20 protein-coding genes, 1 tRNA gene, 1 pseudogene and 1 riboswitch are annotated in these 22,380 nt (G+C 58.0%); of the genes and pseudogenes, 9 read left to right on the forward strand and 13 right to left on the reverse strand.

The features are described from left to right. Nucleotides 1–58: 58 nt before the first annotated feature. A complete protein-coding gene (locus QZ383_RS11040) occupies nucleotides 59–988 on the reverse strand; it encodes a LysR family transcriptional regulator (protein WP_291445429.1) in 930 nt (309 codons plus the stop codon). 415 nt (nucleotides 989–1,403) lie between these two features. Between QZ383_RS11040 and QZ383_RS11045 the strand changes: the two genes are divergently transcribed. The 4 genes from QZ383_RS11045 to QZ383_RS11060 all read left to right on the forward strand — a co-directional run bounded on the left by QZ383_RS11045 (nucleotide 1,404) and on the right by QZ383_RS11060 (nucleotide 5,672). After that, a complete protein-coding gene (locus tag QZ383_RS11045) occupies nucleotides 1,404–1,526 on the forward strand; it encodes a hypothetical protein (protein WP_291445431.1) in 123 nt (40 codons plus the stop codon). Between the two features lie 592 nt (nucleotides 1,527–2,118). After that, entirely contained in the window at nucleotides 2,119–3,759 is a 1,641-nt protein-coding gene (locus tag QZ383_RS11050; RefSeq protein WP_291445433.1) for a translation initiation factor 2, read from the forward strand. A gap of 8 nt (nucleotides 3,760–3,767) precedes the next feature. Further along, nucleotides 3,768–4,724 (forward strand): glycosyltransferase family 2 protein, encoded by a 957-nt coding sequence (locus QZ383_RS11055; protein WP_291445434.1) that lies wholly within the window; start codon nucleotides 3,768–3,770, stop codon nucleotides 4,722–4,724. Nucleotides 4,725–4,727: 3 nt separating this feature from the next. Next, entirely contained in the window at nucleotides 4,728–5,672 is a 945-nt protein-coding gene (locus QZ383_RS11060; protein WP_291445438.1) for a ChbG/HpnK family deacetylase, read from the forward strand. A 147-nt stretch (nucleotides 5,673–5,819) separates the two neighbouring features. On the opposite strand, the gene QZ383_RS11065 is transcribed toward QZ383_RS11060, so the two are convergent. The 4 genes from QZ383_RS11065 to QZ383_RS11080 form a co-directional block, all read right to left on the reverse strand. Beyond that, nucleotides 5,820–6,590 carry a methyltransferase domain-containing protein gene (locus QZ383_RS11065; RefSeq protein ID WP_022659436.1) on the reverse strand — a complete coding sequence of 257 codons (771 nt, stop codon included), beginning with the start codon at nucleotides 6,588–6,590 and terminating at the stop codon, nucleotides 5,820–5,822. 398 nt (nucleotides 6,591–6,988) lie between these two features. Beyond that, nucleotides 6,989–8,755, reverse strand: a complete 1,767-nt coding sequence (locus QZ383_RS11070) for a methyl-accepting chemotaxis protein (protein ID WP_291445440.1) — start codon at nucleotides 8,753–8,755, stop codon at nucleotides 6,989–6,991. A 198-nt stretch (nucleotides 8,756–8,953) separates the two neighbouring features. Then, on the reverse strand, nucleotides 8,954–9,670 hold the full coding sequence (locus tag QZ383_RS11075; RefSeq protein ID WP_291445441.1) for an AraC family transcriptional regulator: 717 nt from the start codon (nucleotides 9,668–9,670) through the stop codon (nucleotides 8,954–8,956). After that, nucleotides 9,631–9,867 (reverse strand): hypothetical protein, encoded by a 237-nt coding sequence (locus QZ383_RS11080; protein ID WP_291445443.1) that lies wholly within the window; start codon nucleotides 9,865–9,867, stop codon nucleotides 9,631–9,633. The genes QZ383_RS11075 and QZ383_RS11080 overlap by 40 nt, the downstream gene beginning before the upstream one ends. Nucleotides 9,868–9,995: 128 nt before the next feature. On the opposite strand from QZ383_RS11080, the gene QZ383_RS11085 reads away from it, so the two are divergent. Next, nucleotides 9,996–10,442: a GyrI-like domain-containing protein gene (locus QZ383_RS11085; protein ID WP_291445445.1), complete on the forward strand. Its 447-nt coding sequence runs from the start codon at nucleotides 9,996–9,998 to the stop codon at nucleotides 10,440–10,442. Between the two features lie 839 nt (nucleotides 10,443–11,281). On the opposite strand, the gene cobI is transcribed toward QZ383_RS11085, so the two are convergent. The 7 genes from cobI to QZ383_RS11120 form a co-directional block, all read right to left on the reverse strand. Then, complete coding sequence (cobI, locus tag QZ383_RS11090; RefSeq protein WP_291445447.1) at nucleotides 11,282–11,998, reverse strand: precorrin-2 C(20)-methyltransferase; 717 nt, start codon at nucleotides 11,996–11,998, stop codon at nucleotides 11,282–11,284. 39 nt (nucleotides 11,999–12,037) lie between these two features. After that, nucleotides 12,038–12,946 carry an ABC transporter substrate-binding protein gene (locus tag QZ383_RS11095; protein WP_291445449.1) on the reverse strand — a complete coding sequence of 303 codons (909 nt, stop codon included), beginning with the start codon at nucleotides 12,944–12,946 and terminating at the stop codon, nucleotides 12,038–12,040. After that, a complete protein-coding gene (locus QZ383_RS11100) occupies nucleotides 12,876–13,814 on the reverse strand; it encodes an ABC transporter ATP-binding protein (RefSeq protein WP_291445451.1) in 939 nt (312 codons plus the stop codon). Before QZ383_RS11100 ends, QZ383_RS11095 begins: the two co-directional genes overlap by 71 nt. Beyond that, nucleotides 13,814–14,914 carry an iron ABC transporter permease gene (locus tag QZ383_RS11105; RefSeq protein ID WP_291445453.1) on the reverse strand — a complete coding sequence of 367 codons (1,101 nt, stop codon included), beginning with the start codon at nucleotides 14,912–14,914 and terminating at the stop codon, nucleotides 13,814–13,816. The genes QZ383_RS11100 and QZ383_RS11105 overlap by 1 nt, the downstream gene beginning before the upstream one ends. Continuing rightward, nucleotides 14,911–15,150: a hypothetical protein gene (locus QZ383_RS11110; RefSeq protein WP_227124473.1), complete on the reverse strand. Its 240-nt coding sequence runs from the start codon at nucleotides 15,148–15,150 to the stop codon at nucleotides 14,911–14,913. The genes QZ383_RS11105 and QZ383_RS11110 overlap by 4 nt, the downstream gene beginning before the upstream one ends. Continuing rightward, a riboswitch (cobalamin riboswitch) is annotated at nucleotides 15,133–15,311 on the reverse strand. (Overlaps the previous gene by 18 nt.) A 27-nt stretch (nucleotides 15,312–15,338) precedes the next feature. Continuing rightward, nucleotides 15,339–16,094, reverse strand: a complete 756-nt coding sequence (locus QZ383_RS11115) for a polyphenol oxidase family protein (protein WP_291445456.1) — start codon at nucleotides 16,092–16,094, stop codon at nucleotides 15,339–15,341. Next, nucleotides 16,085–16,840, reverse strand: a complete 756-nt coding sequence (locus QZ383_RS11120; RefSeq protein ID WP_291445457.1) for a 5-formyltetrahydrofolate cyclo-ligase — start codon at nucleotides 16,838–16,840, stop codon at nucleotides 16,085–16,087. The genes QZ383_RS11115 and QZ383_RS11120 overlap by 10 nt, the downstream gene beginning before the upstream one ends. 39 nt (nucleotides 16,841–16,879) lie before the next feature. Here QZ383_RS11120 and QZ383_RS11125 point away from each other — a divergent pair, with 39 nt between their 5' ends. From QZ383_RS11125 to QZ383_RS11140, 4 genes are all read left to right on the forward strand, one after another. Next, complete coding sequence (locus QZ383_RS11125) at nucleotides 16,880–17,566, forward strand: metallophosphoesterase (RefSeq protein ID WP_192113854.1); 687 nt, start codon at nucleotides 16,880–16,882, stop codon at nucleotides 17,564–17,566. 339 nt (nucleotides 17,567–17,905) lie between these two features. Beyond that, nucleotides 17,906–20,776: an Rne/Rng family ribonuclease gene (locus tag QZ383_RS11130; RefSeq protein ID WP_291445458.1), complete on the forward strand. Its 2,871-nt coding sequence runs from the start codon at nucleotides 17,906–17,908 to the stop codon at nucleotides 20,774–20,776. Further along, on the forward strand, nucleotides 20,749–21,471 hold the full coding sequence (locus QZ383_RS11135) for an epoxyqueuosine reductase QueH (RefSeq protein WP_291445460.1): 723 nt from the start codon (nucleotides 20,749–20,751) through the stop codon (nucleotides 21,469–21,471). Before QZ383_RS11130 ends, QZ383_RS11135 begins: the two co-directional genes overlap by 28 nt. Nucleotides 21,472–21,541: 70 nt before the next feature. Then, a tRNA-Asn gene (locus tag QZ383_RS11140) sits at nucleotides 21,542–21,617 on the forward strand. Nucleotides 21,618–22,076: 459 nt separating this feature from the next. On the opposite strand, the pseudogene QZ383_RS11145 reads toward QZ383_RS11140, so the two are convergent. Then, a pseudogene (locus QZ383_RS11145) lies at nucleotides 22,077–22,380 on the reverse strand (hypothetical protein); the annotation flags it as partial.

A 22,380-nucleotide genomic window follows, 5' to 3' on the forward strand; every position in this document is an offset into this window, starting at 1 on the left:
ATTTATTGCATTTTGATGATTGCGTTAAACGCACGCATTGAAGGTTGCCTCTCCCCCACTATTTTGCTTGTCTGGTCGCCTGCGCAGCATCGCCGTTGCAGAGAGCATGGATCGTGCGCCGCAGCCACTGGTGGGCGGGATCGTTCTCCAGACGAGAGTGCCAGGCCTGTGTCAGTAGCACAGTCTCCAATGGAACCGGCAGCTCGAACAGGCGGATTCGCAAGCCTGCGGCAAGCGCGCTGCTGGCCAGATTTTTGGGCAAGATCAGCAGCAGGTCAGAATCCTGCAACGCGAACAATGCCGTGTACGGGTTCGGCACGACCAGGGCAACATGACGGCGCAACCCGTGTTCTTCCAGAGCCGCGTCTAAGGGGCCGATGGACTTTCCACGCCGAGAAACGTTGATATGTTCCCAGCGGGTGAGGCGCTCGGGGGTAATTTCGTCGTCAAAAACCGGATGACTTGCTCGGGCGACACCGACATATGTTGTGGTAAACAACGACTGCACGCAAATCTCCGGCCCCAGCTTGCGTGAACCACTGATAAAGAGGTCAATACGGCCATTGCGCAGCGCCTCATCATCCACGTCATCCTCTTCCGGTGAAAAGCGCAACATGGCGCGGGGCATATCCGTTGCCATAATTCCCAGCAGATGCCCCAGATGCATGCTCACAAACTCATCGGTGGCGCGCACATTGAACCGCCTGTCCAGTGATTTCAGGTCGATCATGGCGTTGGATGAAAAAACTTGTGCAGCCTGCTCCACAGCCATGCGCACTTGCTCACGCAGAGCGAGTGCTTTAGGTGTTGGGATGAGCTTTCGCCCCACCTGAATAAACACGGGATCCTCCAGCGCGTCCCGAATCCGGCTCAAGGTGCGGCTCATCGCCGGGGGGCTCAAATTCATGCGCCGGGCAGCGCCAATGACGCTGCCTTCATCCAGCAACGCATCCAGGGCCAAAAGCAAATTTAAATCCGGACGCGACATGTCCCCTCCAATCCGTTAACTAGAACGCAATCACATTTAACGCTGAATAATGCGAAGAGCATTTAAAAACAAGCGCACTCCAGTTGGTGACGAATCAAGTTTTCTCGACCACCACCCTTCGACAGTTTCTTGCGGGGGGATGAGGCTTGCAGCCCCAACAGATGGCAGATCGCCGCTTCACCCAGTGGTGATGCTTTTGGGGTTTTCAGAATGGCAGCACCTTGCCACGATATTTTTTATTTCTGCATACCAGCATAACTACCTAAAATAAATTATAATATAAGCAAGCAAACGTTCCAACCTGAATATTCCGAACTCTGAAGCCCCCCGAACTATTGCAAGCCATTTATGAGAGTGCTAGTTTTTACCTGCGAAGTTTTTTTGTTCGCAACCACCAGAACCAAGGAGGCAAAGTATGGAATATGCAGTTATGCTGGGGACCGTCGGATGCCGCAAAGAGGATTCAATCCTCGGTGCTGTTTGGGGTGGTTGGATGAACTGGTGGCGTCGCATGCTGGCAGCCGCCGACCGCTTTTAAGCACAGCATGTGACACCGCACGCTGTAATGAACCTGTGATTGAAGGCCGGGATAACTCCCGGCCTTTTTAATTTGACCAACGCCAATCAGAGCATAGGCGCATCCGGGCGCTTCAAAGCCGGTTATTCACTGTTGCATCGCTCTCCACCACGCGTCACTTCTCCTGCAAAATCCCCTAGGTCTTTGGGACGACAATCAAATACGCAACTTGGACACACCAACCAGAACCTGTTGCTGCCGCCACATAGCACAATCGTCCTGTACCCTTCCCACAAACGCCCGCATTTTTTGCGTGTCTTTTAATTGAAAACACGATATTATACATAGGAATATCCTGTTAATTTTTACCCAAACATAATCCTTATTTTCCATACGGTTGATAAATATGTTATTTTGCAATAGCCTGCCTTCGCTATCTCACTGAAATTAAACTGACATATAACATCATTAAAATGTATGCACCCCACTCGCATAGAAGGATGCACAGAAAAAAAATGGCCTATACGTAACTGCACCGCATAAACACGTCCCACCGCGTTACTATTACTTAAGCAGACGTCCTTACTAACTAATCCACCCAGGCGTTCAGCAAATGTCCTTCAGATATTCCAAAAATTATGCACTATGGGATACGTTTTTTATCATTGCCATTGCTGGCTATACTCTGTTTGGACTGTGGGGAGTGAGCCTGCTTTCATGCGACGGGCTTAAAATCAGTAGCGACCTTTGCTGCTATGTGCAAAATATGGCGGGCGATCTGCGCCGTGAACTGTTTTCACTTGACCCGCTGTTAGCAGTTCCAACCACTGCAAATTCCATCATCAGCCTTGAATCAACATTGGCGAGCCTTCTTCAACCAGGTGACGATATTGTGCAGGGGATGCTGCGGGCTGGCGCTGTGGGCGTGTTTTTCCACTACATTGCCTGTTATTACCTGGGACGCCGTCTTTTTGACACGCCGCTGATTGCCGCCCTGTTTGCCCTGCTGACAGGCGTGACCGTATGGGTCAGTTTTGGTACGTATTGGGGCTTTGGCTCGGGTGACATAACACCGCGTGTTTTTTATGCCGCCTTGTTCCCTGTATTGCTGGCAGCCACACTCTCCGCTCTCGACAAACCGCAGCTGCGCCCTCTTATCATGTTTGTTTCGGGCTGCGGCATGTACCTACACAGCATCAGTTCGCTGGTGGCGAGCTGTATGCTGTTTACCGTATTTTTCTTTCACAGGGCCAAGGGCGACAGCCTGCTGCGACACGGAGCATGGCTTCTGTTGAGCCTTGTTGCCTGGTGCCTTCCCACATTGCTCTATCTGACAAGCTCCATCAAATCCGCCACGCCATTTTCGCCGCAGGATCTGGCCGTGCTCCAGCAGGTTTTTGACCGCCGCTTTCTTGAAGACGAAGGCGGGCTCTGGAGCAGACTGATAGGACACCTGCATTACAGAAGCGACAGCTTTTTTCTCATTCTTGGAGGCATTGCCGGATTATTTGTTGTGCGCCGTTATGGCACACCACCCATGAAGCGCCTGGCATCCATCGTACCCATCCTGGTTTTGGGCCTGTGCATAGCCCTGCTCATTTCGGTAGCGGAAACTCACATCGCCCAGGCTCTCGGCAGAATGCCCATGGGAGCAGAGCTTCCCCGTGGAGTCCGCTTTGTCATCTTTTTATGCTGGCTCATGATTGTCTGCGGCTTTGCCTGCTTTTGGCAACGCGCGCCCAAGTGGGCGGGCCTTGTTGCCATCGCCGCTGTCATCGTCGTTCTTGTGTGCGATCAGGGTCGATGGGCCTATGGGGTAAGGTTCGCTTTCAGACATGTGCTGGAACTGCCGCAGCCTGCCAAAGTACAGGCTCGTCTGCGCCGGGGAGCAGACTACGCCGAAGCCCTGCAAGCCGTGCAGCGGATTGTCCCGCAAGATGCCCCCATTTTTGCAGACCCCGATGCCATGGCCGTGCGCTATCACCTGTACCGGCCCCTGGCCTACGCTTTTAAAGACGGATCTTCCTATCTGTACAGCCAGGACGCGCAAGGGGCCGCCCGCTGGCTTGACCTGACCGCCATTCGGGATAAACAGGGATTGGCCGCAGCATGGCTTGCCTCTGGCACCCAGTGGGTTTTGTGCGGCACCATGTCCGAACGGCAGGATATTGAGCAGCAGGGAACCGTTCTCTGGAGCAATGACCGCTGGTTTATCGCCAAACGCGGCATTGCGGCTGAACACGTCACGCAGTGAGGCTTTGCATGCGCCAAATCACTCTCTCGGTTGTTGCCCCCGTGTACTGCGAGGGTGCTCATCTGCACGAATTTGTGGCTGCTCTCGTCGAGGTGCTCGCCCCATTGAAGGCAGAAACCGGCCTCAGCTACGAAATAGTACTGGTTGACGATGGCTCCACAGACGACACGTGGGCCGCCATGCGTGCACTGACCGGACAATATGCCAACCTGCGCTGCCTGCGTCTGAGCCGTAATTTCGGCAAGGATGCCGCCCTTTCCGCGGGCCTGGAGGCCGCGCGGGGCGATGCCGTCATCACCATGGACAGCGACATGCAGCACCCCGCTACGCTTATACCAGAAATGGTGGCCTTGTGGCGCGCCGGCGCTGTAGACGTGGTTGATGTACGCAAGCAGGAACGGCAAGTGGAGTCGTTTTTAAGCAGAATCTGCGCCGTATCGTTTTACCGCATTTTCCAGATGCTGACTTCATATGACCTCAAAGGTTCGGGTGACTTCAAACTGCTTGACCGCAAGGTGGTTGATGCCTGGAAAAATCTTGGCGAACGCAAGCTCTTTTACCGGGGGCTGACTTCGTGGATGGGATTTCGACACAAGGAAATACTGTTTACGCCCTGCGCCCGCTGCGGCGGCACCAGCAAATGGAGCCTGGCCCGCAGGGTTACCCTGGCCGTTGATTCCATGACGTCTTTCAGCGGCAAGCCCTTGCTGGTCATTGGCATTATTACCCTGTTGTTCTATGGTCTTTCGTTTATGGTGGGCTGCGAGGCTCTTTGGAGCTATGCTACAGGACAAGCGGAATCGGGCTTTACCACAGTCATTCTGCTGATGCTGCTGACCGGAAGCGCCATTCTCACAGGCCTATGCATTCTGTCGGCCTACCTGCACCACGCCTTTGTCGAGCTTAAGGGCAGACCCCGCTATCTTCTGGCCGAAACGCTGGAAGGCGACAAGACGGACGCCTGATCCATGCGCCAGCAAAGCGATATTGTAAAACAACCTTCCATACGCTTTATCGTCCATGCGGACGACTGCGGCCTGACCCGGCAGATCAGCCAAGATATCTTTGCCTGCCTTGCCCAGGGGCCGCTCAACTCCGTTTCCGTCATAATGGGCGGCTCACACACGACACAGAGCCTGCAGCAACTGGCCGCCATGCCCAATGTGCGCGTATGCCTGCACTTGAATATTCTTGAAGGGCGCTGCACGGCACCAGTGTCACAGGTTCGCCCACTGGTTGATGCAGATGGCATTTTTCGGTACGGGCTGGGGCAGATGCTCTGTAACCTTGCCACGGGCAAAGGCCTCCACAATAAGACCCTGCTTTCAGCCATTCGTAATGAATTTGAAGCGCAGATAGATGCCTTTGTCAGCGGTTTTTCACCGTTGCGGCAAAGGGGAGGGCTGCATCTGGACGGGCATCTGCACGTACACACCATCCCCGCCCTGCGCGGAATCATGCGGGACCTCATGCGGGAGCACCCGCCTGCTTATGTGCGTCTGCCCAAGGAACCTGCTCACATCCCCCCACTGCCATTGGCCCAGCTACTTGTGGGATGCGCGCGGCGCACCCTGCTCGCACACTGGTCGAGCGGATTTGCTGCCCTGCTGGATCAGGCTGGCATTGCCCACAACAACTTTTTGTGCGGGCTTGTAAGCGGCGGCAACCTCACTGCTGCGCGGGTCGAAGCGTCACTTGCGGCCATACAGCGGCAGAGGGGATGCGCCCCGTTGGTTGAAATCATGAGTCACCCTGGCGGCGGGCATGACGCCAACGAAGCCTGTGTGCGACACAGCGATTTTTACCAAAGCAGCGCACGCCTGACAGAAAAGACCATGCTGCTTGACGGCAGCCTGAACGCTGTGCTGGCGCGCTACGGCTCCTTGCAGACCTTTGCGGAAACACAGCAATAGCGCCCCACCCAGCAAACGCAACAGCGCCAGATTACTCCTGCATTTCACCCAACAAAATCCCGCACGGCAAACAACAAACGGCCCAAAAGCAAATGCCTTTGGGCCGTTTATATTCTTTTACGGCAGGTGCTCACACCTGCATGAGCGTTATTGACCGCGGATCCAGTAGGTTTCAAAGCCGTCTTCAAGCCAGCCGTCCTTCACCCGGGTGAAGCCAGCCTCTTTGAAAAGATCGCGGTATTCATCCTGTGTGCGCCGCCAGCCCCAGAACTGCTGCCGACGAATGCCCATATAGTGCAGGGCCGCGCGGATGCCGATCTTGATGGCGTTCACGAAACTGCCGATAAACGAATCTTCTTCCAGCAATGACGCAGAAAGCAGCACCAGTTCCCCGCCGGGGGCAAGCTGCGCCCGCAGTTCCCACAGCAGATGCTGGAACTCGCGCGTAGGAATGCCATAGTCAACAGTAGACAGGTAGATCATGTCGTACTGCACATCAGAGGGCAGGCACATGGGCGGCAGCCCGATATAGATGCGGTCGCTGGGAATGTATTCCCGCAGCCACTTCATGCCAACAGTGCTGGGTTCGTTGACGTGCAGTTCAAGCTCCGGCATTTCTTCCAGCAAAATCTTTTCCATATAGCCCACGCCGCTGCCAATGGACAGCACGCGCACGGGTTCCGTGCGCCCTGCGGGGTCTTGCGCCAGCTTTGCACGCAACTGACCGATAAGCCACTTTGCGTCTGTGCGCTTGTTTTCGCGCCAGACAGATGGCAAATCTTCCCAGTTCTTGTAGCGGCGGAACAGCTCTTCGTAAAAAACCGCATAAAACTTTGGTTCCGCCAGATGAAAGAATGAAATATGTGAAAAGGACGTGAAGGGTATACCCTGCCAGCTTTCCTGATAAAAACGCCGCACGTTGAAGCCTCCGAGACATGGCCGCAAAAGCTCACCTCGCGCAGGATTGCGCCCCAGGCAAACTTTCGATGCGCAAAATCATAACTCAACCGCCAGCAAGGCGCAATGCGCGTAAACCGTGCGGCGGCAACTTGCGCAAGAACGTGATCAGGCCGCAACATTACTGCAATACTTAAAAATATCTGACAGGCACCACGCAGCAACCGGCCAGATAGCATGCAGCAGCAAGCGCAAACAAATCATAAAAATCCGCAAGGGGAGGATCTTTCCGATCCTCCCCTTGCCCATAGCTGCCAAACTGGCTGATACTCAACAAACAGGCATCTTGCGGCCACTATCGCCTACAGACGCTCTTTGCTTTCTTTCTTTCTGCTCTCAAACCTGGCTGCGGCGTTCCGTTAACCAGCCTTCATTTCCTGAATAAGCCGCCGCAGCACCTGGGCCTGCTGGGCCATCTCGCTCATGGCCTGATTGGCCCTTCCCATGGCTTGCGCGGTTTCTGCCGAAATCGTTGCTACCTGCTCCACAGAGCGGCTGATCTCTTCGCTGGATGCCGACTGCTGCTCGCTGGCTGCGGCGATGGAACGTACCTGATCGCTTGCCTGTTCCACAAGGCTGACAATCTGCGTAAGCGCCTCGCCAGAAAGCGAAGCCCGGTGCGTGGCGCTTTCAATGGTGGCAACAGACTTGTCCACGCCGTCAATGCTTTTACGGGTTCCTTCCTGAATACCACGGATGACGCCGCCCACTTCCTGCGTGGCTGTCATGGTCTTTTCCGCCAGTTTGCGCACCTCATCGGCCACCACGGCAAAGCCGCGCCCGGCATCACCAGCCCGAGCGGCCTCAATGGCGGCATTCAGGGCCAGCAGGTTGGTCTGATCTGCGATATCGGAAATAACGCTCATGATCTGCCCAATGCCATCGGCCTGCTTGCCAAGCGTGGCCATATCGGCCTTGACTTCAAGCGACTGCTTTTGCACCTCGGTGATGTCGCTCACCACATTGCGAACCAGCTGCGCGCCTTCCTGTGCCTTGGTGCGCGCGGTATCGGAGGTATCAGAGGCCTTGGCTGCATTTTCCGCAACTTCGCCCACGGTGGCGTTCATCTCATCCATGGCAGAAGACGTAACCGAAACACGCCGGGACTGTTCCTCTGCCCCATTGCTCGACTGCGTAATCAAAGCAGAGAGCTGCTCTGTGGCAGTTGATACCACCTCAACGACGCTTTCAAGCTGGTGCGCGGCCTGCAACATACCCTCGGCCTTGGCGCGCTCGGCCTGCACCTTGGCAGCCTGAGCTTCTTGCGTGGCTATTTCTGCATGGTGGGCCTGCTCCGAAGCTTCGGCGCTTTTTTGCTCCGCCTCGGCGATCTTGTCCTTCATGGTTCCCACCATGTTCTGCAAGACATGATAAACGCCGCCGGGCTTCTTTTGCTGACGGAAGGTCACGTTAAGATCTCCGTCAGCAATCTTGCCAGCAACTTCGGCAAGATAGCCAGGGTCTTCACCAAGCTGGCGCATGACCTCGCGCGTAAGCAACATGCCCTGCCCCACAGACAAAATAAAACCAATGGCAATGGCCGCAAAAATCATTTTTTTGGAAAAATCAGCCAGGTCGTCATTGGACTGGGCCAGCAGATGGCCCTGCTCTTCCTTGGACTCCACAAGGCGGTTGATGGCGTCCTGATACTGATTGGCCAGTTTGTTTCCTTCACTATCAAGATAGGCTTCGGCTCCGGCGGTATCGCCAGACTGCTTTATTTTGAGGACCTTGTCCGTCATGCCTCTGAACTCAGCGCGGTGCACCTTGTACTCTTCGATAATCTGCTTTGCCTTGGCAGAAATGAGAGTTTTCTCCACAGCTTTTGAGCTGTCGTCTATTTCTTTGCGCAGCGCTTCAATCTGGGCAGTGCGTTTGCTGACCTCCTCGCCAGACGTTGCACCCACGATACCTTCCATATTGACGCGAATACGTTGAAAACCTACGGCCAGCTTCAGCAGATCCGCCATTGGGACGGTGGCGCGCTCATAAAGGATTGTGTCCGCATTATTGACCTTTCCCAGTTCAAAAACGGCAAAAACACCTACGCCCAAGGTCATCAGCGAAGACAGGATAAAACTCACAATGAGCTTTGTTTGCAGTTGTGTATTTTTTAAAAGGCTCATGTTCGATTCTCCAGGAGAGGGGGATTTTATACTATTAGCATACTACTTTCTTTATCGGCATAGTCTTTAAACATTTTAGGTTATCAGCAAAAGTAATTAAAAATATTTTCCATATAACATGCTACAATCCTTTGTTTAGCTGCCCAACCAAATCACTGCCATAGTATCCACCAGCGTATGCACAGGCCGCTCGCCAAATCAGGACTTATCAATCGGTCTGAGAGGAATGCAGATTTCCGTCAGCAGGTCTGCAGGAGGGGTCGTTTGCGGTGAATTCCAGTATATTTCAAAACCCGGATCATTATACGGCTCGCGTCCGCTCTGCGGAAACCACATGCCAAACAGCGACCTGTAGGCCGGATGCAGCAGGGAGTACGGCCCCCTGATGCGCAGCGCGGCATATTCCTGTTCCCCGCCAATATACCGCAAAAAAATATCCTCACTCTGTAGCAGGGGGCACAATTCGGCACTTGCTTCCAGTAACTCTGGTGGCAGGCTGACGCAGGCATCCATGCGGCACTTTTGGGGCGCGGTGATGTCCGGGTTGTCGTAGCTCACGCCGTAAGCCACCGAGGCATCAGAAAGCAGGCCGTTGGCCCCCAGCGCGCCGCACAGTTTTTCCCATGCAGGAAAACTCTCGTCATATGGGCCTGTGTGTCGCACGGCAGCTACCAGGCGCGGTGCAAACTTTTCGATGCGTACTTCCATGGTCGGGAGGTCGGTCATTTCATGGTAAAACAGGGGACGCGTCAGATCACGTCTGCGGGCAACCTCCAAATGTCCCTTCCGGCGGCGATATTCAGACGGCAGCATGCCCATATGCGCCCGAAAGGCGCGCGTAAAGGCATCCACGCTGTCGTAGCCCGCGCCAAGTGCTATCTGGGTAACAGATTCAGGGGAATGCCCAAGCTGCATTGCCGCGCGCTCCAGCAATATACGGCGCACGTATGCCGCAACGCTCTCGCCCCCATGGATGAAAATATCCGGTGAAAATGATAGGGCGAAAAACAGGCTATGCGCGCTAGTTCTTCCAGATTGGGCCTGTCATCAAGGTGCTGCTCAATGTGGCGCAGCACAAGGCCTATACGCTGCTGGTAGGTAAGTATTTCCATGTATTCTCCCATCTCGACGCTGCCTGCCAAGGGCCACGGTGGGCAGAAGCGCAAAAAAAGTCGAGCGAATTTTCTCGACCTGCATCACGATGCCTTCACACACCAATATTCATTCACAAGGAGAAGTTATGAACGAATTTGAAATAAAGGTTGTGGATTTTCCGGCCAAGCAACTTATGGGCATCAAGGTGCGTACCAACATGGCAAAAGCTAAAGTGGATTGCTCTGCCCTGTGGCAGAGCTTCTGCCCGCAAATGCCCAAAATTCATGGCAAGGAAAGCTACGGGGTCTCCATCATGCTCAATGCCCAGGATTTTGATTACTGGGCCGCCGTTGAGGCCGAAGGCCAGGTTCCGTCAGACATAGAAACAACCAGCATTTCGTCCGGTTCGTACGCCCGCTGCACCGTGCCGAATCTGGAAAGTATCGGTGCGGGATACATGTTCATGTACCAGACGTGGCTTGGCGGGCAGCAAGAATGGAAACTGAACGAGCAGGCCCCCTGCTTTGAGTTGTACCCTGCGGACTGGAATCCGAGTATGCCGTTTGACTTGTTTATGCCGGTCAAGCGTTAGATTCCACCGTCCGGCGAAGTTGGGACGCCTGCGCGGCCCAGCCTCGCCCGAGAGGCACTAAGTTTATCTTTTCTGCCCTCCGGGCACCGGATTCCGCCGTCCGGCGGAGTTTGGGACGCCTCTGCGGCGCGCAGCAAGGCGGGGCCGGTTATGGGGCTATGCCCCCTTCTCGGCCCCCCTTGCATCCCCCCCGAAGCACCCCCTGAGGTTTTCAGATCCCGCAAAACAGCGAGGGCAACGCGGCTATAGCTGCGGGAGCTTCCCTCACTCGCTGCGCTCGCTCAGGTGATCTCCCTCCGCGCCGCGTAAATGCCAGAGGACGCCTTCGCTTCGACCAGTATCCGCTTCAGCCAAATTCCACTGATCTAGTCGCTCGTTTAGGAAATGGCTTCGTACTCTTTCCCCACGGATTCTGGGTTTTCAGTCACCTCCAAGCCCAGGCTAACCACAACAAAAAAACTACGCGATATAGGAAAGTTATGCGCGTAAATGGCAAGTTTCATTCGGTCATAACTAGCAGAATGAATTGCGAGTCAGAAAGAGCTGCCCTCCATCAAAAGCTGGTCGTGGAGTCGCCTTCCTTAAACTCGCCGGAGCGAACGCGGAGGCGACGGCTGGTGTTGGACGAATTTGCAAAATACGCGTTTTGCGGTCTGAAAAGGAAACGCCGGGATTTAGAGCGCAGCGTACTCAAGTACGTGAGCATCAAAATCCCGGCGCTGACGCATTCAGGGCGCAAAAGTCGGTTTTGCGTAAATGCGCCTGACAGGCTCACCCACCCCGCCACCAAAATCTTCCCGCCTTTTCTTACCCTCCCAGCCCTTCCCTGTGCCGCAGGGCTACACCTGCGGCTTACGGCTTAAAATCAACGACATATAGGGCGGTGTCTCGCCCGCTGCACAAGCCCCGCCAAGCCCCCGACAAACCTTCTCCGCAGACTGCTCCACATGGCTCGCCAACACGCACGACTCCAGCCGGTTGGTCGCGCCCAAGGCTTCCGCAATGGCGGGCAGGTTGCGGTAGGCCTTGAGAATCACGGCCGTATCACTCTGTTGCAATGAATCTTCCAGACTCTCCCGGCTGTTGATGCCCGGTATGATGCGCAAGGTCTCGCCGTTTTCGCACAAAACGGTGCGGGTGCGGGCAGCTGCCGCCTGAAAGGACGTGATGCCGGGAATGACCTCCACCGCCAGATGCGGCGCACATTCACCAAGGGTGCGCATGAGGTAGCCAAACGTGCTGTACACCAGCGGATCGCCAATGGTCAGAAAGGCGGCACTCTGCCCGCTTTCCAGAACGTCTCTGGTGGTCTGGGCCGCTACGCGCCATGCCTCGCGCAGCACGGAGCGGTCGCGCGTCATGGGAAATTCCAGCCGCAATACGCGCACATCAGCCCGCAGGTGCGGACGCGCCGTGTCCAGCGCCGCAGAAAAGTCATTGCGGGGCGAGGCTGCCGCAAGGATAACATCCACCTCGCCCAACACCCTGACTGCCCGCAGGGTCAAAAGATCGGGCGCGCCGGGGCCGACGCCCACGCCGTAGAGAATTCCGTTCATTACCTGCTCTCTTTACAATACTCTGAAATATTTATGGGATCAGCGGTGCAGCCAGCTATCCAGCTCTTCCGCCGCATCCAGGGCGCGAGGGCCGGGGCGGGCAAACCGCTCTTCGTCAACTATTAGTACGCGGCCAGCGCGCTGAGCGCGCAAATCCCTGTAATGATCGCGCTCGGCCAGAGGCGTTGGTTCAGGATTCATGGGACCTTTCTGAATAATGTACGCATCCGGGTCTGCCGCAATCAGGGATTCCTCGCTGTAACGCACCAGTTTTTTACCGTCGCTCACCACGTTTTCGCCCCCCACAAGGGCCAGTATCTCGCTACTGATGCCACCGCGTCCGGCAGCCAGCAGATTGGGATAACGCACCTCGTAAAAGACGCGCGTCACGGGCTTGCCAGCATTGCGGCTGCGCAATGCCTGCACACGGCTCTTCCAGCCGTCTACAAGAGCCTGGGCCTTATCTTCGCGCCCAACAAGCCGCCCCAGAGTTTCCGTCACCTCAAACAGCCGTTCAAAGGAATTTACTTCAAAGGTCAGTACCTTGAGTCCCAAGGAACGCAAATTCTCGGTCTGGGTTTGGGCTTCGCTGCGGCCTTCAAGCTGCAAGACAACATCCGGCTGTTGCGCCAGCACAAGCTCGGCATTGGGGCGCATGTGCGTGCCAATGGCAGGCAGGGCCGCAAGCTCCGGCAGATTGCCGTCGGCAGCGGTGCGCGCCACCAGCAGGTCGCCAGCGCCCAGAGCCAGAAAAATCTCGTTAAACGCACCGTACAGGGCGATCACCCTTTTGACGGGTTGGGCAAAAGTTACTGTTGCGCCCGTGTCGTCCGTGATGACAATAGGGACGGAATCACTGGACTTGCTGTTTTCAGAGTTAGCCGCCTGCGCCTCTGACGGAAGCAGGATCTGACCGAGCAGCAGATTCAGGCCCAGACACAGCAGCATGAAGAGAGGCCGCCGGGACAACAGATTTTTCCCCGCTCCACGGGCCTTTTGCGCTGGCAAGCAGGGCCTGAGGCAGTCCCCACCGGGGGTGGGGCAACACGCAGATGGGTATGTTGTAGAGCGCACCGAGATTCTCCTCTGTAAAAACCTTTGCTACCGGCCCGTCAAAAACCAGCTTTCCGTCCCGCAAACCCATAAGGCGCGTGGCATACAGAGCCGCCAGATTGCAGTCGTGCACGGCCATGAGCACACAGGCTCCTGCGGCGCGGCGGCGCTCAAGCAGGTCGAACAGATCGACCATGCGCGCCCAGTCCAGCCCTGCGGCCAGCTCGTCCAGCAGCAGGAGCGGACTTTCCTGCGCAAGGGCGCGGGCCAGCAAAACCCGTTGCAACTCGCCGCCCGAAAGTTCTGTGAGCCTGCGGTGCGCCAGCAGCGCGGCCCCGGTTTCTTCAAGCGCCCGGTCTGCTGCGGCATAATCTTCCCGCCCATAAGCTCCAAGCCACGAAAGATGGGCAAAACGCCCGAGCAGCACCATCTGCCGCGCGGTAAGGCCCTGCGGCAACTGCCCTCGCTGCGGCACCACGGCCACCATGCGGGCGCGCTCGCGCGGCTTCAATGTTGCCAGCGGACGGCCCTGAATCTCAATGGCGCCAGCCTGCGGCGTCAGCACCCCCGAAAGGGTGCGCAGCAGCGTTGTTTTACCGCTGCCGTTGGGGCCAAGCAGGGCGGCGCACTCCCCGGCGTGCAGGGTAAAGCCCGCGTCCCGCAGCACACTCTGCCCGCCGTATCCGGCGCGCACCCCGGCAATACGCAGCACAGGCGGTGCAGTGCGCCCCTCATGACGAATATTTTGGCCAGGCCGCAGCATCAGCGCCTCCGCACCAGCAGGGCGAAAAATGGCCCGCCAAGCAAGGCCGTGACCACGCCCACGGGCAATTCCTGCCCGCCGGAAAGCACGCAACGGGCCAGCACATCGGCCCAGACCAGCAGCACCCCGCCGCCGAAAAAGGCCGCAGTCAGCAGGGGGCCGTGCCCCCAGCCCAGCAGCAGACGCAGCACGTGCGGCACCACCAGCCCCACAAAGCCGATCACCCCGGCCACGGCCACGCAGCCAGCTGTCATGCAGCTTGCCCCGGCCAGCAGCCACAGGCGGGCGCGGCCCACATCAAGGCCGGTCTGGGCGGCCTGCTCATCCCCAAGGGAAAGCACGTCCAGGGCGCGCCAGCCAAAAGCCGTTGCCAGCAAGCCCGGCACAAGGGTCGCCAGCAAGAGGGGCAGGCTGCTCCAGCCCCGGCCCTGAAAGGAACCCATGATCCAGAACACAATACTGGTTACGGATTCCTCGTTGAGGGCCTTCACAAGGGCCACCAGCGCCCCTAAAAATGCTGCCACGGCAATGCCCGCAAGAATCACGCTCTCCCGGCTGAACGCGCCGTCGCCGCGCCCCAGCCACAGTGCGCAGCCAAGGGCCGCGAGTGCGCCGATCAGAGCCGCAGGGGCCACCAGCCCGGCATGGCTGAAGCCAGCCAGCCCCGGCACATTGCCCAACCACGGGATGCTCCCCAGCATGGCCACCAGCGGCCCGCCAAGGGCTATAGCCATGCTGGCCCCGCAGGCGGCCCCGGCGGAAATTCCCAGGGTAAAGGGATCAGCCAGCGGATTGCGCAACACGCCCTGCAATGCTGCCCCGGCCATAGCCAGAGCGCCGCCGCACAGGGTGGCCAGACACACCCGGGCAAGGCGGATGCTTACCACGACCCCGGTCAGGGCCGGATCATCGGGCGCAGACGCAAAGCCTGCCAATGCCGCCAAAGCGCGAAACACGCTCTGTGCGCTCAAGGGCACAGGCCCCGGCAAACAGGCCAACGGCAGCGAAACAAGCCACACGACCACAAGACCGGTAAAAACCGGACACAGCCTGCGGGATTGCGGGAAGGAGGAGTGAGAAGATGCGGTCGTTCTGGTCATGCCAGCCCTCTGGCCGTAGCCTGCGGGGGCACACGCGGGCCAAAGCGTTGGCTGACCTCAGGGGTCAGACCCTTGCCCAGTGGCGGCCTGCGCCGCGCGAGCATAAAAAAAGCCTCTTCCACTCGTGGTGGAAGAGGCCCGTATTTCCTCTGTCCTGCCGGCAAAAACCCGTTGCCGTGGGGCGGCCAATGCCGCACCGTGGTGCCGTCATTCCATGACTGCGCACCTTGGGGCATGGCAGGTCTTCCGGCTTGGTTCCCCTGCTCCGGCCTTCCCGTTTCCAGTGGCGCAAGATGGAGCAAGGTTAAGAACCTCACGGCGGCGGGTCCGCTCCCGTTTTTCACGGGATTCCCTTTTCAAGCCGGTCTACCCGGCTACCAATGCCGCCAACACTCTAGGCGCGGCCTTGCGGCCTGTCAATGGCTCAGGCTGCGATCCACACAAGGCTGGCCTGACGGCCCGAGCGTCTGGCGCAGCGGTAGGAGAAAAACTGCTCGTTGTTGCTGGCGGTGCAGATGTCCAGCCCGTAGATGTTGCGGGGCAAAAGACCCGCGCGCTCCAACTGGTGCCGCGTGAGGCCCCATAAATCCATGGTTTTGCTGTTGGCGTCAAACCAGGGCAGGTAGGGATCGCCCCACTCCTTCTCAAAATTGACAAATTCCGCCTTGCCCGGCCCGAGGCTGGGGCCGCGTACGGCCAGCAGATCGCGCGGTTCAAGGCCGTAACGTTCGCAAAAGCGGGCCACGCCGGTGATGGGGAAATCGCAGCGGTTGCCGCGCCAGCCCGCATGCATGGCGGCAATGTACGCGCCGCTTTTGTGGGCAATGAGGATGGGCTGACAATCTGCCGTCTTAATGAGCAGGCCAAGGCCGGGACGCGCTGTGGCCATGCCGTCGCCCTCCGCCGTGACGGGCGTTTCGCAGGCCACGGCTTCCGGCTCAAAAACAAAACCATCGCCGTGCACCTGCATCAGTTCGGCCCAGGCGGTCATGCCTTGCGGGCGCAGGCCTTCCAGCATGCTGCGGCGGTTGGCAATGACGTGTTCGGGGTTATCCTGCACGGTAAAAGCAATGTTGCCGCCGCCAAACTCGCCAAGGCTCACGCCTCCGGCGCGGGTCTGAAAGGCGCAACGCACCTGCGGAACACCGGGAAAAACAAAGGGGATATAGCTTATAGACACAGCATACGCTCTTCAGTACATATATAGTTGACCCGCTGATCCCAGGGGGCCAGGGGCAGGGATTCCACAAGCTGAAATTCAAAACACAGGCCCACGCGAGGGCAGGTGAATCCTTTTTCCAGAAAGCGGTCGTAATAGCCGCCGCCGTAGCCCAGCCGCCCGCCAGCGAGATCAAAGGCCACACCGGGCAGGAGCGCAAGGTCTAGGGAAAGGGGGTGTGCTGCCGCTGCACCGCTGCCGCCCGCCGCTTCCGGCCCAAAACCGGGCAGGGAATCGTGCGGTTCAAGCAGACCGAGCGGGCCGGGCCGCAACTGATCGGGGCCGCTGCAAGCCACAAAATCCATAAATCCCGGCTCGCTGCGCCGCACACGCGGCAGCCACACAAGCATACTGGCCTGCCAGGCCGCACGCAGCAGGTCTTGCGTGCCAAGCTCGCCCCTGACCCCCACATAGAGAGCCACAGACCGGGCATTCTTCCACAGGGTGGACTCCATCAGCCTGTTCTGCGCCGCATCGCTACGGATTTCGGCCAACTGGGGCAACTGCTCCGCCCGCAGGCGGCGCATGGCTTTGCGCACATCGTTTCTGGCCTGAGCCATAGCCTCGGTCAGCTCGCCAGAAAAATTGCCCGGCAAACACGTTGGCGGAGCATCCGACTGGTTCACTGGCTGGCGGGGCGGCGCAGGCGCGGAGGGCATGGCATCTGAGGGCAAGCGGCTCTTTCCTTGTGGTGCAATGTGTGGCATTCTCAACACCTGCGCCACTGTAACAAAGGAAGCAACACCATGCCAAGCGCCGACTCTCAGGATTTTCTCTGGATCGCCGTGGGCGACATCCACGACGAGCCTGAACGTTTTGCCCAGATACCGGAACTCTCGCAGGCTGACGGCATTATCGTTACCGGCGACCTGACCATCACCGGCGGCGTCAAGCAGGCAGAGCTGGTCATGAACGCCCTGTGCGTCCACGACATCCCCGTGCTGGCCCAGATCGGCAACATGGACAGGCCTGAAGTTGACCAGTGGCTGAGCGAAAAAGGCTGGAACCTTCACGCCGTCACCCGCGAGCTTACACCCGAAATCGCCATCTTTGGCGTTGGGGCCTCCACATTTACGCCCTTTGGCACGCCAAGCGAATTTCCGGAATCCGCATTTTCCGCGTGGCTTGAAACCTGCTGGCAAAAAGCCCGCCATTATCCGCACAGCGTGCTTGTTTCGCACAATCCGCCCAAGGATACCGCTTGCGACATGATCCCCGGCGGCATTCATGTGGGTTCCACTGCCGTGCGCGAATTTCTGGAAGAAGCCCAGCCGGATATCTGCCTGTGCGGGCATATCCACGAATCGCGGGCCATGGACCGCGTGGGGCGCACCCTTGTGGTCAACCCCGGCATGCTGGCGCAGGGCGGCTACGTGCTGTTGCGCTCCAATTCAGGCCAGCTCTCCGCCGAACTCAAGATGCTTGAAGACTGATTTTTGTCTGCCGCATCTTCCGGAGCGCATTGTAAGGATGTAATTCGGCGGATGCGGCCCTTGCCACAGCCCCGCGCCCGCCTCCACAATTTTTCTTCTGCCTCCACAGCATGTTATGATGACATGGTTCAGCCTTGCCTCGCGCATTTTCTCGCCCCGCCCCTGCCCGCTTGCATATTTTCAAAAAAAACGTACTCTCCAAAAAGCGGATTAGCATGCTGCCGCCTTCGCGCGCCTTGTTGGCGCTGCGGCGGAGCAATACGGCACATTCCCGTAAGTGCATGGCATGCTGGCTGAAATTTTCGCGGAGGCTCAGCGCCCCGCAGCAAAAGGATTTTCATGACCATAGACCAAGACACCCCCGTGGTCGCTTCACAGCAAGCCACGGATGCATCGTCGCAGGAAGTTTCCAAACCCAAACGTTCAACCACAACACGCAGCAAAGCCAAACCAGCCGCCAAGCCAGCCTCTGGCAAAACAGCTTCTGGCAAGGCCGCGTCCAAATCTTCCGAATCTGCGCCTGCCAAGGATTCTTCTGAGTCCAAAGGCGCTTCCGATTCCAAGGCCGCCCAGGCCGAATCAGCTTCATCCAAGACCACGGCATCAAAGACCGCCGCAACCGCCAAGGCCGCAGGCCGCAGCGCGGGCAAAACAGCAAAGACGACTACCGCCAGAGCCAAAAAATCGGCCGACGCCTCCAAAGAAATTTCTGGCAGCACGGCAGATGCCGTAGCGCCCAAGTCAGCTGCGACCCCTGCTGCTGAGGCCCCAAAAACTGCTGGCAAGGCTGCTGGCAAAACGGCAAGCAAATCTTCTGCCAAAACCCCTGCCAAGGCTGCTGGCAAAGCCGCAACGCCCCGCAAGGGCAAGGCCGCAGAAGCCGACGCGCCGGAATCCACTGCCACGGCCAAAGCTTCCGAAGCGTCTGAGGGTTCCAAGCAGGAAGCCACACAGCAAAAATCTGCCGCTCCCCAAAAGCCTGCCTCAAAGGCTCCCAAAGGTCGGCCCGCAAAAGCAGCGGCAAAAAACACGGCTCAGGCAACTGCGCAGACCATTGACGCAGCGTCTGCAAGCACAGCCCCCAAGGCCGCAAGCCCCACATTAGACCAGCCTGCGGTTTCTACTGCTCTCACCAGCCCGGCCCCTGTGGCTCAAGCCCCTGCAAAAGCAGCGGAACAGAGCGCAAAGCAGACAGCGGGACAAATTTCAGACAAGCCCGCCGAGGCGGCTCCGCGCCAGAACGCCCCCTCAGCGGAACGTGGGCAAAGCCCCAGACAGGCTGCTGATCAAAACACAAACAAGGCCGCCGATGTACCTGCCGCCCAGGCGGAACAGGGTGCGGAACAGGCCGCAGAAAGCGGCGCTGCATCTGCCTCTGGCGAGGCTGCTGCCGGAGATGGGCCGCGCCGCAAGAATCGGCGTGGACGTCGTGGCGGGCGTGGCCGCAACCGCAAAAAAGAACTGAACGGGCAGGAAGGCGCGCAAACCGCCGAGGATCAGGCCAGCACCGCTCCCCTCGACGAGGATGACGATGCCCTTGATCTGGGTGATGACGCGCCAGAACAGGCCAGCCGTACCCAGGCGCAGGATACGCGCCCCCAGAACGCCCCCAGGCAGAACAAGCCCGCCAAGCAGGCCAAACCTCAGCAGCAACAGCAGCAGAGCAAGTCTGAAAACGGCAAGCCTGCTGAAGGCAACAAATCCGCTGAGAGCAACAAGCCCGCCATTGCCGCCAATGCTGGCAAGGCTCCTGCCGAAGCCCCCAAGGGCAAGCGGCGCATGTTCATCAGCGTGCTGCCCGGCGAACAGGTAGAAGTAGCCCTGGCTGAAGACGGCCAGTTGCTGGAATACTATCTGGACATGCTGCACCAGCGCAAAATCAAGGGCAATATTTACAAGGGTGTCATCCACAACATCGACACCAACCTTCAGGCCGCCTTTGTCAGCTACGGCGCGGGCAAGAACGGATTCCTCCAGATTGACGAGGTGCATCCCGAATACTGGCTGGCCCACCACGAACCCTCCAAGGGCAAGAAATTTCCGCCCATTCAGAAGGTGCTGAAGGCAGGTCAGGAAGTGCTGGTGCAGGTGGTCAAGGAACCCACCGGCAGCAAGGGCGCTTTTTTGACCACATGGCTTTCCCTTGCCGGGCGCTTCCTTGTGCTTACGCCGGGGCAGGATCAGATCGGTGTTTCCCGCAAGGTGGATGACGATGACGAGCGTTCGCGCCTGCGTGAAATGATGAACGGCATTGACCCCGGTCAGGGGCTAGGCGTCATTGTGCGCACTGTCAGCGCCGGGACCACCAAGACGACGCTCAAGAATGATTTGCAGTATCTCAAGCGTGTCTGGCGCGATATCCGCAAAAAGGCCACCGAGGTTTCCGCCCCGACCCTTATCTATCAGGAGCCGGGCCTTTCAGAGCGTGCCGTGCGCGACTATCTGACCGAGGACGTGTGCGAAATCTGGGTTGATAATGACGAAGTGGCGCAGAGCGTGCGCGACACGGTGAACCTGCTGTTCCCTCGCCGCAAGGATCTTGTGCGGGTGCACACCGACATGCGCACGCCCATGTGGGAGCGCTTTAATCTGCGCCGCCAGCTGGAGCAGATTTATTCGCGCGAGGTGCTGCTGCCCTCTGGCGGACGCTTGGTGTTTGACCAGACAGAAGCCCTCATGGCCATCGACATCAACTCGGGCAAAATTTCCGGCAAGGGCAACTTTGAGGCCATGGCGCACAAAACCAATATGGAAGCCGCCGAAGCCATTGCCCGCCATCTCAAGCTGCGCGACATCGGCGGCCAGGTGGTTATCGACTTCATTGAAATGCGCGACAAAAAGCACGTGCTTGAAGTGGAAAAAACCCTGCGCACAGCCATGAAAAATGACCGTGCCCGGCACGATGTTGCCCGCATGAGTTCCTTTGGCCTGCTGGAACTAGTGCGCCAGCGCACTGGCTCCTCGGCTTTGGCCATCTCGCTTGAGCCTTGCCCCGCCTGCGGCGGCACAGGCATGCGCCGCAATATCGAATGGCAGGCATTGCAGGCATTGCGCGAACTGCGCCGCATGGTCAGCGCGGAACCCAAGGAAAAATGCGTATTTCCGGCAAGCCCGGAACTGGCCCTGTATCTGCTGAACCACAAGCGCGACACCCTGCGCGAGATTGAGCAGGATTATGGTAAATGTCTGGAAATAATGGTTCGTCCTTAGAATACGGCACGGCAGCCGGGGTGGAAACCCCGGCTGCTTTTTCTGCACAGCACTCCCCCGCTGACTCCGCACCCGCAGGCTCTGCTCTGGCATGCTCCATTGATGCTGCACCCGCAAATCCCTTGCCCGCCAACAGCCTGCTACTGCATGTCTGCTGCGGCCCGTGCTCCGTCATGCCCATCACGCGCCTGCTGGACGAAGGCTTTGCCGTAACCGCATGGTTCATGAATCCCAACATTCAGCCGCTGGCAGAATATCTGCGCCGCCGCGAAGCCGCCGGGCAATGCGCTGAGCGTCTTGGCGTGCCGATTATTTACGCTGACGAAACATGGGACATCACCAACTGGCTGCGCTCTGTTGCAGGGCGCGACACGCCGCCTGCCCGCTGCGCATATTGCTGCGAAAGCCGCATGCAGGCAGCCTTTGCTTTTGCGCGACAGCAGAGCTTTGCCTGGGTGAGCAGCAGCCTGCTCTACTCGCGCTACCAGCCCCACGAGGTCATCAAGGCCGCAGGGGAGCAACTGGCGGCCCAGGAGGGCGCGCCGGGCTTTGCCTATCGCGATTTTCGCACGGACTGGCAGGAAGGCATCGACCGCTCAAAGGCCATGGAACTCTACCGTCAGCCCTACTGCGGCTGCGTTTACAGCGAGGCGGAGCGCTACCAGAAAAAGCTTTTGCGGTGCATCAAGGGTTGATCAAAAAATTTTCGCAATTTTCGCTTGACCTTGCCCCTGATTTTCCGTAAACACTTCCTTGCCTGAACGTTCCCCGATAGCTCAATTGGCAGAGCGGGTGACTGTTAATCACTAGGTTGGCGGTTCAAGTCCGTCTCGGGGAGCCAAAAGAAAGCAAGCCTTTGCGAGAGATCGCAAAGGCTTTTTTCGTTTTATTCCAGCAAGTTATTCTGTTGAGATACCCACCAGAAACGGGCCCTCGCACATAAGGTATTTTCATGCACGCTTCACAGCCCTCCCCATGCATTTCACCGCGACACAAGCCTGCGCTTCCCGTATGACAAAAAAGCCGCCCCTGATCTTCAGCAAAAAAGATCAGGGGCGGCTACCTTCCCTTCAGGCCGCGCCAGAAGAGTTTTTAGCTAGAATGTCAGCGCCAGATCCACAACAGGGAATGCTGAACAGGGTTGACCTTGAAGTTATCCCTGCCGCCGCCGGATTCATAGTTCAGCCCAGTCGCACGATAACCGCACAAGCCTGAACTTCCCAAACCGTTAGCTTCAAAATGCCGCTGCCCGCAAATGTGGCCGCCCTAAATGCAGCCCGCAGCCAGGTCATACCTATTTTCACTGCGCTTGCTTGGCAGAACTTTTTGCGCACGCGCTCTCGATATCGGAATCGCCGCTAATCTGGCGGAGGGCCTGGGCGTAACGCTGATTGCCGCCCTGCATTCCGGCAGCCTGACACAAAAACTCCAGAGCCTTTGCGCGGTCAGTCTTGGCAGCAAGAAGGCCAAGATTATAAGCGGCATCAGACATGGTCGGCGCAAGACGCAAAGCCCTGAGAAGCATCTGCTCTGCCTCCGCCCTGAAACCTCGTTCTGCCAGTATCAGGCCAAGATTATAGGCAATGGCTGCATTGTCGGGATCA

Source organism: Desulfovibrio sp., from assembly GCF_019422935.1.
Taxonomy (GTDB): Bacteria; Desulfobacterota; Desulfovibrionia; order Desulfovibrionales; family Desulfovibrionaceae; genus Desulfovibrio.